The following is a 13,194-nucleotide window of genomic DNA, read 5'->3' on the forward strand; positions in this document are numbered from 1 at the left end:
CTTCTGCAATAATGTTCGAAAAATTTCATCAAATAAATCTTATCACTAATCAACCAATTCTATTAATTAACCAGGAGAAAAAATGAAATTATTTTCTACCAGATTTCATCTTCTGTTCATTGCACTTTTTACAATGTTGTTTACTACAGGGCTTTTTGCTCAGGGATTAACAACGGCGGCAATAAGTGGAACTGTTACAGATAAAAACGGTGATCCTCTTCCGGCAGCGTCAATAATTATTGAGCACATGCCGTCCGGAACACAGTACGGAACTACCTCACGAAATGACGGTAAGTTTAATCTGCTAGGTTTAAGGACAGGCGGACCTTATACCATTACTGTTTCGTACGTTGGATATACAACTCAAAAGTTGGAACAACAATTTCTTGAGTTAGGTCAGACTCTCAGAGTTGATTTTATTCTGCCGGAAACTGCAGTTGAACTAAAAGATGTTACAATCATTGCTGAAAAGAACCCAATACTCAGCGAAGGAAGAACAGGCGCTTCAACTAACGTTTCAAGAGACCAGATAGATAAACTTCCAACCATTTCAAGAAGTTTTGAAGACTATTATAAATTGTCCCCATTATTTTCCGGCTCAAATGCAGCAGGAAGAAACAGCAAATACAACAACATACAGATCGACGGATCAAATTATAATGACCTGTTCGGGCTTGGCGGAACAACACCAGGCAGCCAATCGCGGGTTACTCCAATAAGCCTTGATGCTATTGAAGAATTCCAGATTGCTGTTTCTCCATATGATATCAGACAAGGTGGATTTACTGGTGCAGGTATTAATGCTATTACAAGAAGTGGTACCAACTTCTATCATGGTTCAGGTTTTTATTTCGGAAGAAACCAGGATTTTGTTGGTAAAAGTCCTGACACAAATAAAACAAAACTTGCTGAGTTCACTGACTACCAGGCTGGTTTCAGAGTCGGCGGACCGATTATAGAAAACAAATTATTCTTCTTTGCGAATGGGGAAATAACACGCTACAAACAACCATTAACAAGAACATTCGGTAATCAAAGATTCAGTACTAATGCTTTTACAGTTTCACAGGATTCATTAAATCTTTTGACAAGTCATTTAAAGAATACATATGGTTATGACCCGGGTGCATGGGATCAGATGAATTTTGAAAGACAAAGCGATAAAATATTTATGCGTTTTGATTACAACCTCGGTCAGGATCACAAACTCACCGCTCGCTGGAATTATCTCAATGCTACTGATGATAACACACCATCAAGAGGAAGAGGATTAACAGATCTTTATTCTGACTATGGCAGATATTTTATTGATAACACAACAAACTCAATAGCTTTACAGTTATCGAGTGTGTTCAGTAACAGATTTTCCAATGAAGTTATAATCGGTTATGTAAGACAGGTTGATGAACCGACTTATAAAGGAAGTCCTTTCCCGACATTGTATATCAGAACCGCAGATCCATCCAAACTCGATCCGGGTAACCAGACACTGGTTCTTGGTTCAGAACAATTCCGTCATCAGAATGTTCTTGAACAGGATGTAGTAGAATTAACGGATAACTTTTCATACTTCACTGGTGAACACACATTCACTGCCGGATTAAAAATTGAATTCTTCAAGTTCAGAAACCTGTTCATTCCCGGAAACTTTGGTGTGTATACATATAACTCAATTGCTGATTTCATAAATAATGTTAGACCTGCAGCATATGAATACCGCTATTCGGCTACATCCAATCCAACACAGGATGCTAACTGGGGCGCAAATCAGTTAGGATTTTATTTGCAAGATGAATGGGCTGTTTCACCACAGTTCAGACTTACTGCCGGTATCAGGTTCGATGTCCCCATTTATCCGGATGAACCAAACTTCAATGCAAGGATTGATACCTTCTTCGTACAGCAGAGAGGAATGGATATCGGTACTGACAAACCACCTAAAACTACAGTTAATGTTTCACCAAGAGTTGGTTTTAACTGGGCGCTTGATGATGAAAGAAATACTCAGTTGCGCGGTGGTGTTGGTGTTTTCTCCGGTCGTTTCCCAGCAGTATGGGTTTCTAATCAATACAGCAATACCGGTGTTGATTTCTATACTAATACAACAGCACCAACAGGTTTCATATCAGATGTAAATAATCAGTTTACAGGTGGAGTTACTACTTTACCCACAGCTGAGGTTAATCTAACGGATCGTAATTTTAAAGCTCCTTCAATTGTAAGATCTAATCTTGCAATAGATCATACATTACCTTACAACCTTGTACTTTCTCTTGAAGGTGTTTATTCAATTACACAGAATGATGTATTCTTCAAAAACCTTAATTTAGCCGGGCAACAGTCAAACAGCGGATTAACACCAAATGGTATGATCGTAGGTGAAGACCGCGAGGTTTGGGGAACTTATAATGCCGGAACAAGAAGATTCTCCGTTAATCGTGTGAGCAGTGCTTTTACCGGCGTCTACTTGCTTACGAATACGAGCCAGGGTGAGAATGCTAATATTACAGTTCAGCTTCAAAGATTAGCTACTACCGATGGTTTTTATGGTAACTTAGCTTACACCTGGGGACTATCTAAAGATGTTAACTCCGGTGTAAGTGCACAGGCTCGTTCATCCTGGAGATTTAATCCGAATCAGGGTGATCCTAATTTACCGGTGCTTACATTCTCGGTAAATGACAGACGTCATAGAATTCTTGCAGCCATTTCATACACATTGGACTGGGGTGTGCAGGGTTTAAAGACGAACTTTGGTATTTTCTATAATGGTTACAGTGGTCGTCCTTTCTCATACTTTGTTAACGGCGATGTTAACGGTGATGGTGAAACAGATAACGATCTCATCTATATTCCCCGTGACGAGAATGACATTATCCTTGTTAACTCACAAGGAGTTGAATTGCCCAAAACCGATGGAGCTTATGCAACTCTTTTCAACTACATCAACAATGATGATTACCTGAAAGATAATAAAGGAAAGATGTCAGAGAGAAACGGCGCACGTGAACCCTGGACTCATCAGATTGATTTGAGAATCAGCCAGCAGGTTGGAACATTCAGCGGACATAATATCGAATTCACATTTGATGTACTGAATGTACTTAATCTTATCAACGATGAATGGGGATGGCAGAAGCAAGTTGCGAATCAAAATATTGCACCATTGTCATTCCACAGCCTTGAAACAACCCAGGGACCAAATTATGGCAAAGCAAGATATACTTTGAATAATACAAGTGATCCTGCTGCACCGCTTAATCTTGAATCAAGATGGCAGGCTCAGTTTGGTATCAGGTACACTTTCTAAAATTCAGTTCTTAAACAAAAAAGCCCCCGGATATCGGGGGCTTTTTTATTAGCTAAACTCATTGGTCAGTGCAATAGTTTTAAAACTCTGTCAAGTCTTATTGATCCCAAAAGCTTAAACAATTCCGAGAACGGAATTTCTCTGTCCCACGAAAACAATGTTATAAATGCTTCTCCAACAACCATATCTCTTGGTACAAAACCCCAGAAGCGGCTGTCGAGACTATCATCCCTGTTGTCGCCCATCATGAAGTAATAGTCTTTTTTGATAGTGTAGGAATCAACCTGTTTGCCTTCTATATAAACAATCCCCTGTCTTACATCAACTACACGTTTACCAAATTCTCTGTCGATAATTGTGCGCCATTCTTCGATGTTTGCCGCATTTAGTTTGATTACATCACCTGCTTTTGGTACAACAAGGGGACCGTAATTATCTTCATTCCAGGGTTTACCTTTTGGAAATATTCTTGGTTCAACATAGCCTTTGGGACGAACATTCGGTGAAAGATATTTTATGTGAGGCGGAATCCAGAATTCCTGTCCGTTTACAAATACAACCTTGTTTACTATTGCAATTGTATCACCCGGTTCACCAATACATCTTTTCACATAGTTAACACCAAGTTCATTTGCCTGAAGCTGATCCCTGTCCCCGGGATATTCAAACACAACTATGTCTTTCTTTTTTGGTTCCTTAAGTGATGGCAATGTGAAGTAGGGGAGCTGCACTTCCGTAAACGGAATATATTTTGGCGATGAAGCACCGAATATAAATTTGTTTACAAGAACAAAGTCACCGACAAGTATCGTGTCTTCCATTGAGCCTGTTGGTATTCTTGTATTCTGAATTACAAAAGTAATAATGAAGAATGCCGCAATTGCCGCAAACAAGAGTGATTCGAAAAACTCTTTAATTTTTTCTTTTGGTGATTTTACTTTATTCACTTCTTCTTCGGTTTTAATTCCAAAGAATCTTTTCATTCCGCTTTTAAATGACAATTTAATCTCCCGTTTATGTAACAGTTATTTTATTTTTTATTATGCTCTGCTTTGAGTGCTTCAAGCTGCTGCCTGAGAATTTCGTTAACCATTTTTGGATTTGCTTTACCGGATGTTTCTTTCATAATCTTTCCGATAAAAAAAGAAAAAATCTTCTCTGTTCCGTTTATATATTCGTTAGTTTCAGTCGCATTTTTTTCAAGAGTGGATTGAACGATCCGGCTAATAACATTTATGTCTGATATTTGTCCAAGATTCTTTTCCTTAATTATCACATCGGGTTCTTTACCTGATTTTATCAGCTCAGGAAAAAGTTCACGCGCAATTTTATTACTGATCGTTCCGTCATTAATAAGATTTATCAGTTTACCCAAACGTTCCGGATGAAGATTAAAGTCGGTGATATTAATTTTTTCTTCATTTAAGATTTTCATCACATCAACCATTACCCAGTTGCTGGCACTTTTGTAGTCGTTTGTTTCCCGTATAACCGATTCGTAGTAATCAGCCAGCGGTTTGGATAAAGTTAATATTTCAGAATCATATTCAGGCAGATTAAAGTCTTTCACAAATCTTTTTTTTCTTTTATCAGGGAGTTCAGGCAGATCTCTGTAAATTTCATTTTTCCATATTTCATTTACGATGATGGTGAAGAGATCTGGTTCGGGAAAATATCTGTAGTCGTGAGCGTCTTCTTTACTTCTCATTGGATGAGCTTCATTTAAATCGGCATCCCACAAAAGAGTCTGCTGAATAACTTGCTCACCATTCTCAACCATATCGATCTGACGTTCAATTTCAAAATTAATTGCCCGTTCAACATTCCTGAATGAATTCATGTTTTTTATTTCGGTTTTTGTCCCGAATGTTTGTGAACCTTTTTCCCTAACAGAAATATTTGCATCGCATCTAAGCGAACCCTCTTCCATATTTCCGTCGCATATATCAAGGTACTGTACTATCTGCCGAAGTTTCATAAGGTAGTTTGCGGCTTCTTCGGCTGTTCTAATATCAGGCTCACTTACTATTTCAAGTAAAGGAACACCACATCGGTTAACGTCGACTAATGTACTGTCTGCATCATGAATTGATTTGCCGGCATCTTCTTCAATGTGTATTCTCGTTATACCAATTTTTCGTAGACCGTTCGCAGTGGAAATTTCCAGATGACCATTAAGACAAATCGGTTCTTCATATTGAGATATCTGGTATCCCTTTGGAAGATCAGGATAGAAATAATTTTTCCTTGCTATAACTGACTTTCCGGAAATATCGCAGTTGCATGCTAATCCTAAAAGTACGGCAGATACAACTACCTGTTTATTCAGAACCGGTAATACTCCCGGATGTCCGAGACAAACCGGGCAGACATTTTTATTCGGCTCATTTCCAAACTGAGTTGAGCATGAACAAAATATTTTAGATTTGGTGTTTAGCTGAGCATGTACTTCCAGCCCGATCACCGCTTCATATTTAGAATTAAAATCCATATAGTCTATTTTGAAAGTCAAATATATGAAAGATTGATTATATGAGGAAAAGATAATTATAGTAAGTAATCTTTGATGATAAAAAGATTTAATAACTGACGATTTATAGTCACTTAATTTTGACCAGAAATTATTCAGGTGATTTACATCGATTCAGTCAACGATTTTTTCTTACACCCGAAATAACTAATTTCAAATAGAAAACATTATTGCAAATCAACTTTATGAGCACATCTCAAAAGACCGGACTATGGATCGGAATACTTGCTGCTGTATTTATTCTGGTTTTTGTTGAGCTGGACTATCGAAATCCGGCTTTAACAAAAATGGCGGCTATCGCGCTCCTGATGGCAATATGGTGGATGACAGAAGCTATTCCGCTTGCCGCGACATCACTTGTTCCGTTGATTCTTTTCCCTCTGACTGGTTTGATGAAAGGAGAGGAAATTGCATCAGCTTATATAAACTCTGTGATCTTTCTTTTTCTCGGCGGATTTATGCTTGCTATTGCAATGGAAAACAGCGGACTTCATAAAAGAATTGCACTAAAAATTATCACAATGTTCGGAGCGAGTATTAACTCCATAATACTTGGATTTATGTTTTCCACTGCTTTTTTATCAATGTGGATATCAAATACAGCAACAGCTGTTATGATGCTGCCAATCGCAATGTCAATCATTGCAAAAATTGAAGCTGCATTCGGGACAGAACGTACAAGAAATTTTTCAAAATCACTCATGCTATCAATCGCATATGCATGCAGTATTGGCGGCATAGCTACATTAATCGGAACTCCGCCGAATCTGGCGTTTGTGAAAATCCTTAGCATACTCTTTCCACAAGCCCCGGAGATTTCATTCGGAACCTGGATGCTGCTGTGCCTGCCTGTAACAATAATACTTTTATTCTTTACTTATTTCCTTTTGACCAGAGTTCAGTTTGTATCCGATAAAAATTTATCCATATCAAAAAATCTGATCAATGATGAATACCAGAAACTCGGTAAAATAAGTTTTGATGAAAAGAGTGTCGGGATGGTTTTTCTAACTACTGCGTTGCTGTGGATATTCAGAACAGAATTGAATCTTGGATTTGCAAAAATTCCCGGCTGGTCATTGATTCTACCCAATCCCGATTTCATTGATGACGGAATAATTGCTGTGATGATGGCGTCCAGCCTGTTCTTTATTCCTTCGAAGAGTAACGAAGCAGGAAAGAGCGGAATCCTCGATTCGACAGTTTTCAGTAAAGTTCCATGGAGTATTATTTTGTTGTTCGGAGGAGGGTTTGCTCTGGCAAAAGGATTTACAAGCACTGGGTTATCAGAATTCATCGGTGCTCAATTTAATGGTATGCAAAATTTATCGCCTGTCTTGATTGTACTTACTACAGCAATAGTCATAAACTTTTTGACTGAACTTACTTCCAACACAGCAACCGCTCAGATGATACTTCCTGTTGTAGCATCTGTTTCGGTAGCCATAGGATTAAATCCTTTAATGCTTATGATAACCGCGGCATTGTCGGCGTCAATGGCATTCATGCTTCCTGTTGCAACTCCGCCAAATACTGTTGTTTTTGCGAGCGGAAAACTGAAGATCATCGATATGGTTAAAGCCGGAGTTATTCTTAATATTACTTCGGTAATAATAATCAGTTTACTTGTATATTTACTTGGCTCAATTTTATTTTCACTGCATGACTTTCCTGATTGGGCCATTATCAAATAATTTTCAGGCGGATGAAATGATACTTTACAGCGTTACTATCAGTGTAAAAAAGGATGTAGAATCTGAGTGGAAAAAATGGATGAACGAAATACACCTTTCCGACGTGATGGCAACGGGATATTTTTATGAATACAAATTTTATAAAGTATCAATTCCCGCGGGCTTGCCCGATGAATCAACCTACATCGTTCATTATAAGTGTAAAACAATTGATGATTACGTGGCATATGCTCAGAAAGAAGCCAACAGGCTAAGAGAAGAGCATTCATTAAAGTTTCCCGGAAAGTTTACGGCGGCAAGAGCAATAATGGAAGAGATCAAAGAAGAATAAATGATACTCAAGACAGAATATTTTTTAAACCGTTCAAACTTTTTCCCTTTACAAAACATCTAAGTTTTAACATCTTGTAACCAAAGTTCGCTATCCTACAAAAAAAATAAATCGGAAATAAAAAAAGGAGTCTTTGTGATGAAAAAAACTGTTATGCTTGTCGTATTCGCTGCGTTTGTTGCTTTAGGATTTGTTTACATGCCTGAAAATTCCGTCATCTTAAATAAAAACTTTGCAGGTGATATTAGCTCAGTCGAAAACTTTACTTTAAAAGATGTTGAAGGAAAATCTCATTCCCTTAATGATTACAAAAAATCAAAAGCGATCGTGATAATATTTGTTTCCACTCAATGCCCGGTTTCAAATGCTTATAATTCCCGTATGGCTGAATTGTACATGGACTATAAAGATAAGGATATAACCATACTTGGTATTAACTCGAATAAAGCTGAGGGTGTCGGCGAAATAAAATCCCACGCAGAAAAAAATAAATTCGGTTTCCCGGTTCTTAAAGATGAAAATAATGTTATTGCTGATAAGTTCTCAGCAAGTTTTACTCCTGAGGTATATGTACTTGATCCTTCCTTTAATGTTGTTTATCACGGAAGAATTGATGACAGCCGTGATGCATCATCAGTTTCTGCTAAGGATCTGGAAAATGCTTTGAATGAAATCCTTCAAGGGAAAAAAGTGAGTGTAAATAAAACAAAAGCTTTCGGCTGTACAATTAAGCGGGTATAACCTTGAGATTAATTCTGCTGATATTGTGCGCAGCAGGTTTTCTTTTTATTTCATCCGGCTGTGAATCAAACAATGGGAAAAACTCAACCGATGTTGATAAAAATAATTTATCAGTCGGAGTAATGGGACTTGACGATCTTAAGCGAAAAATTAATAATCGTGAAGGCAAAATTCTTTTTATTAATTTTTGGGCTACATGGTGCAAACCTTGTGTCGATGAATTTCCTGCCCTGGTTAAACTCGCTGAAAACAATAAAAACAATGATGTTGAATTTTTGAGTTTAAGTGTCGATCTTATAAAAGAAATTAATTCAAACGTTATTCCGTTTATTGAAAAACAAAAAGTAAACTTTCCTGTATTTGTTATTCCGGAAAAGGAGAGTGATGAAGTTATCGGATTCATCAGTGAAGAATGGAACGGAGCAATTCCGGCGACTGCCATCTATGACACGCAAGGGAAACTTGTTGAGTTTATAACAGGTGCTGAAACGTATGAATCATTTCAGCAGAAGATTGAAAAAATTCTTAATCAATGATATGATTATCTGTAAAAAAATAATTTTACTTGTCCTGATCTGTACGGCGTTTATATTAAATTCCTGCCGGGAGGAGATAGTACCTCCCGGTAATCCTGCCGGCAATATAAACGAACCCGTGCAGGAAAGTTATATCGACTACTACACCTTCAAGATCAATGCTTCAAATATCACTTTTTCAAAAATCGATTACACATACTTTAACGCAACAACTAACTACCTTTCATTTTCACTTCTGGATCATAAAAGCGGACACGTTGACCTTGAAATCTGGAGCCGGAATAATGTAATAATTTACAGCACGCGCTTCACCAAAGATTTCAGCAGGACGATAATTACAATTGACGGAAATGTGCCCGAACTGATCAGAATAAAATTGAATGACTTTACAGGCAAAGTCAGTATAGAGTTAAGCAGGTATTAACACCTCAGAATTTTCCAAGATAGATATTAAAAATAAATCCGCCCGATGGATATTTATCATGCAGATTAATAAATAAACCGCTTCCTAATCCTAAAAAATCAGTTATATCCTGGCGAAATTCTATTTCCAGAGGAATACTAACAAATGTATTGCGCTCAGATTTATTTGAGTTGATTAAATGCCCTTCAATTTCAGCATCAGGAATTTTTTGATATAAATTGTACGCAATTCCCGCACGCCATAAAATTTTATAATTAAAATCCTTTTTAATTAACAGCATAAAAGGAAACGGAAGCAATAAACCCCTCATCTTAAATTCTTTCGCTCTACCGTATTTTAATTGAAAGGATTGAATGGTTTCTGAATGATAACTAAATAAGGCAAGTTCATAAAGTTTCTGATAACTGAACGAGAACAAGTTCCTGTCTTTTTCAAATGTTAAGGTACCGTTGAATCCCAAACCGAAATCAGTATCTGAGAAGTTTGTAAATCCTAAACTGTAGCCGCCGTTCGCCCATAAGGAAAAATTTTCTGCTGATCCCTGATTGCCGGAATTGTTGTCTCCGGTTTCATAATTTAAATTCTGTCCCTGCACTTTACCGGCAGTCACCAAAATAAAAACAATAAAACACTTTGTTAAAGTCTTCAATTGAATTAACCCCTCTAAATATTAAAATCACGATCCAACTTAAATTTATTTACAACTCAATTTCAAGTGCGAATATTTATCACCTGACTTGCTGAAATATGCCTGAACATTTTATTATTTTGCATCACACAAAATGAAGAAATAAATGCGGACAAAATTAGATATTGCCAAAAACTGGCTTCCACGCTATACCGGCACTTCTCTTGACGAATTCGGCGACTACCTGCTGTTGACAAATTTCCATAACTATGTAACAAAATTTGCAGACCAGTTTAAATGTGATGTTAAAGGCATTGGTAAACCAATGCAGACTGCTACCAATTCACATGGGCTTTCAATAATTAATTTTGGAATTGGTTCAGCAAACGCAGCAACTATTATGGATTTGCTGGTCGCAAAAAAACCGAAAGGTGTGCTCTTTCTTGGTAAGTGCGGCGGACTGAAACGTTCAACTGAGTTAGGACACTTCATTCTTCCGATTGCGGCGATAAGGGGAGAAGGTACGAGTGATGACTATCTGCCCAAAGAAGTTCCTGCGATGCCTTCATTCAAATTACATAAGTTCGTATCGGATAAAATTGCCTCACGCGGACTTGAGTACCGCACAGGAGTAATCTACACAACCAACAGGCGTGTATGGGAATGGGATAGTAGTTTCAAAAAATATCTAAAAGGATTATACACGATAGGTATTGATATGGAAACCGCTACACTTTTTATAGTGGGACTTGTCAATGAAATACCAAGGGGCGCTCTGCTTCTTGTTTCCGATATGCCGATGGTGCCCGAAGGTGTAAAGACTGAAGAATCAGATAAACTTGTTACCGAAAAATATTCTGACCTTCATTTACAGATAGGAATTGAGGCGATGACTGATATTGAAGAAAAAGGTGAGTTCATTAAACATTTTAAGTATTAAGTCAGTCTAAATGAATAATAATATTTAAACAAACCGGTAAATTTTTAAAAACAAAATTCCAGAGGGAAAGATGAAACTTTTTAAATCCTTAATTATTCTAATTGCTGCAATAACTTTTTTTTCCTGCAGTGAAGAATTAAAATTCAACGGAAAATTTTCATATTCACCGGCTTCACCACAGTCTTCTGATAATATCAACGTAATGTATTTACCCGATAGCACAATGTTTAAAGACGTTCCCGGAATAAGAATGTTCGCTTACATGTACGGTAAAGAACTTATTAACACTATCGAAGTTCCAATGAACAGGAAAGAAAAAGGGTGGACAGCTAATTTCAAACCTGATGAATCGGCACTCGGAATTGTTATTAAATTCCGGCATGATCAGGAATCTGATAACAATAACAAAAAGGGATTCGTAATAAATCTGCATGATGGTTCAGGAAAAATTTTGAAAGGCAGCCGCATTGCATTAGCCGGCGGTGCCTATTCCTGGGGTTACTATGCTGATATTGAGCCGGATAATGATATGGTCAAACAACTCATTGATGATGAGTTAAAAGCATATCCGGATGCTAAGCATGAATACATCGATGATTACCTTAAATTTCTTTCAAGAACTGAAAAGGAAAAAGGCGACAGCCTGATAAAAATTGAACTCACGGAATTTGAGAAAACAAATCCTGATGATGAGTATGGAACTGAAGCGCTTTATTCATGGTATTCCAGGATAAAAGAAACAGGAATTGCAGAAAAGTATCTTTCAATTCTTAAAGAAAAATATCCCCAATGTAAATCACTGCAGACTGACAGGTACAGAAAGTTCAGGGCTGAAATAGATGTTACAAAAAAATTAGAGTTAGCATCACAATTTGAAAAAGACTTTCCCAAAAGTGATTACATTGTCACCCTGTATGATCTTATAGCTAATGATTACCGTGATTCAAAAAAGTATAATGAGGCGTATGAATATCTCAAAGCTAATAAGAACAAACCTTCAGGTTACCGCTTCTATGCGGTTGTTAACAGAATGATCGATGAAAAAGCATCACCCGAAATAGCAATGGAAATTATTAAACTTGGAGTTGAACGAAACAGGGAAGATGTTAAGAACCCAAAAGGAGAGAAACCCGAATATTACAGTCACGATGAATGGAAAGAAGACCGTGAATACATACTTGGTCTAAATCTTCGTGCACTTGGTAAACTTCAATCTGATGGCGGCAATAATACTGAAGCTGAATCAAGTCTTAAAGAAGCGGTCGCTTTAACAAAAGGAAAGGAATCATCAATCAATGAACAATATGCAAAAGTATTAATTGATCTTGGAAAAAATAAAGAGGCGATTGATGAGATAAGCAGTCATATAAAAAAGGGTACAGGCACTGTTGAAATGAAAAATCTTTTGAAGACAGCTTATGTAAAAGACAGGGGCAGCGATGCCGGCTTTGATGAGTATCTTTCAAGCTTTGAAGTACTTGCAAAAGAATTGATGATCGATAAACTAAAAAAAGATATGGTGTCGACTCCCGCTCCGGATTTTAAACTTACCGATCTTGAAGGGAAACAGGTTTCATTAAAAGAATTAAAAGGTAAAGTTGTTATTATAGATTTTTGGGCAACGTGGTGCGGACCCTGCCTCCAGTCTTTCCCCGGAATGCAGAAGGCTGTCGAAAAATATTCAGACAATAACAACGTAAAGTTTTTGTTCATCAACTCATGGGAGAATGTTGTTGATAAAGAACAAAACGCTGTGGACTTTATCAGTAAAACAAAATATCCTTTCAGGGTTCTTCTTGATCTTGATAACAAAGTAATTGAATCATTCAAGGTTACTGGGATCCCAACTAAGTTCATTATCGATAAAGCAGGTAACACAAGGTTTGTAAGTGTTGGTTTCAACGGCAACCCGGATGTGATGGTCGATGAACTAAGCACAATGATCGGAATGCTCTTATAAGTTTTTAGAAATTATTTTGATAAATCCCGCCTTTGAGCGGGATTTTTTTTTGTGCATAGTTTGAGGTTGGAAAGTCCGGATTCTTTTATTTACATTTCCG

General features: G+C 37.3%; 11 protein-coding genes. 8 read left to right on the top strand and 3 right to left on the bottom strand.

Going from position 1 to position 13,194, the window contains the following annotated elements; all coding sequences use genetic code 11:
• Positions 1-82: 82 nt before the first annotated feature.
• Complete coding sequence (locus IPM56_04815; protein ID QQS37281.1) at positions 83-3,310, top strand: TonB-dependent receptor; 3,228 nt, start codon at positions 83-85, stop codon at positions 3,308-3,310.
• A gap of 65 nt (positions 3,311-3,375) precedes the next feature.
• Here the strand turns inward: IPM56_04815 and lepB are convergent, their stop codons facing one another.
• Both lepB and gatB read right to left on the bottom strand, forming a co-directional pair.
• Complete coding sequence (gene lepB, locus IPM56_04820) at positions 3,376-4,311, bottom strand: signal peptidase I (protein ID QQS37282.1); 936 nt, start codon at positions 4,309-4,311, stop codon at positions 3,376-3,378.
• Positions 4,312-4,340: 29 nt separating this feature from the next.
• Positions 4,341-5,801 carry an Asp-tRNA(Asn)/Glu-tRNA(Gln) amidotransferase subunit GatB gene (gatB, locus tag IPM56_04825; protein ID QQS37283.1) on the bottom strand — a complete coding sequence of 487 codons (1,461 nt, stop codon included), beginning with the start codon at positions 5,799-5,801 and terminating at the stop codon, positions 4,341-4,343.
• A gap of 224 nt (positions 5,802-6,025) precedes the next feature.
• On the opposite strand from gatB, the gene IPM56_04830 reads away from it, so the two are divergent.
• The 5 genes from IPM56_04830 to IPM56_04850 all read left to right on the top strand — a co-directional run bounded on the left by IPM56_04830 (position 6,026) and on the right by IPM56_04850 (position 9,566).
• Positions 6,026-7,534 carry an SLC13/DASS family transporter gene (locus IPM56_04830; protein ID QQS37284.1) on the top strand — a complete coding sequence of 503 codons (1,509 nt, stop codon included), beginning with the start codon at positions 6,026-6,028 and terminating at the stop codon, positions 7,532-7,534.
• Between the two features lie 16 nt (positions 7,535-7,550).
• The gene (locus tag IPM56_04835) at positions 7,551-7,865 is read left to right on the top strand and encodes a DUF4286 family protein (protein ID QQS37285.1); all 315 of its coding nucleotides are present in this window, start codon (positions 7,551-7,553) and stop codon (positions 7,863-7,865) included.
• A gap of 138 nt (positions 7,866-8,003) precedes the next feature.
• On the top strand, positions 8,004-8,606 hold the full coding sequence (locus tag IPM56_04840) for a thioredoxin family protein (protein QQS37286.1): 603 nt from the start codon (positions 8,004-8,006) through the stop codon (positions 8,604-8,606).
• Between the two features lie 2 nt (positions 8,607-8,608).
• On the top strand, positions 8,609-9,142 hold the full coding sequence (locus IPM56_04845) for a TlpA family protein disulfide reductase (protein QQS37287.1): 534 nt from the start codon (positions 8,609-8,611) through the stop codon (positions 9,140-9,142).
• Positions 9,120-9,566 carry a hypothetical protein gene (locus IPM56_04850; GenBank protein ID QQS37288.1) on the top strand — a complete coding sequence of 149 codons (447 nt, stop codon included), beginning with the start codon at positions 9,120-9,122 and terminating at the stop codon, positions 9,564-9,566. Before IPM56_04845 ends, IPM56_04850 begins: the two co-directional genes overlap by 23 nt.
• A gap of 4 nt (positions 9,567-9,570) precedes the next feature.
• On the opposite strand, the gene IPM56_04855 is transcribed toward IPM56_04850, so the two are convergent.
• Positions 9,571-10,215 (bottom strand): hypothetical protein, encoded by a 645-nt coding sequence (locus tag IPM56_04855; protein ID QQS37289.1) that lies wholly within the window; start codon positions 10,213-10,215, stop codon positions 9,571-9,573.
• A gap of 145 nt (positions 10,216-10,360) precedes the next feature.
• Here IPM56_04855 and IPM56_04860 point away from each other — a divergent pair, with 145 nt between their 5' ends.
• Positions 10,361-11,134, top strand: a complete 774-nt coding sequence (locus IPM56_04860) for an AMP nucleosidase (protein QQS37290.1) — start codon at positions 10,361-10,363, stop codon at positions 11,132-11,134.
• Positions 11,135-11,204: 70 nt separating this feature from the next.
• The gene (locus IPM56_04865) at positions 11,205-13,094 is read left to right on the top strand and encodes a TlpA family protein disulfide reductase (protein ID QQS37291.1); all 1,890 of its coding nucleotides are present in this window, start codon (positions 11,205-11,207) and stop codon (positions 13,092-13,094) included.
• Positions 13,095-13,194: the final 100 nt, after the last annotated feature.

Source organism: Ignavibacteriales bacterium, from assembly GCA_016700155.1.
Taxonomy (GTDB): domain Bacteria; phylum Bacteroidota; class Ignavibacteria; order Ignavibacteriales; family Ignavibacteriaceae.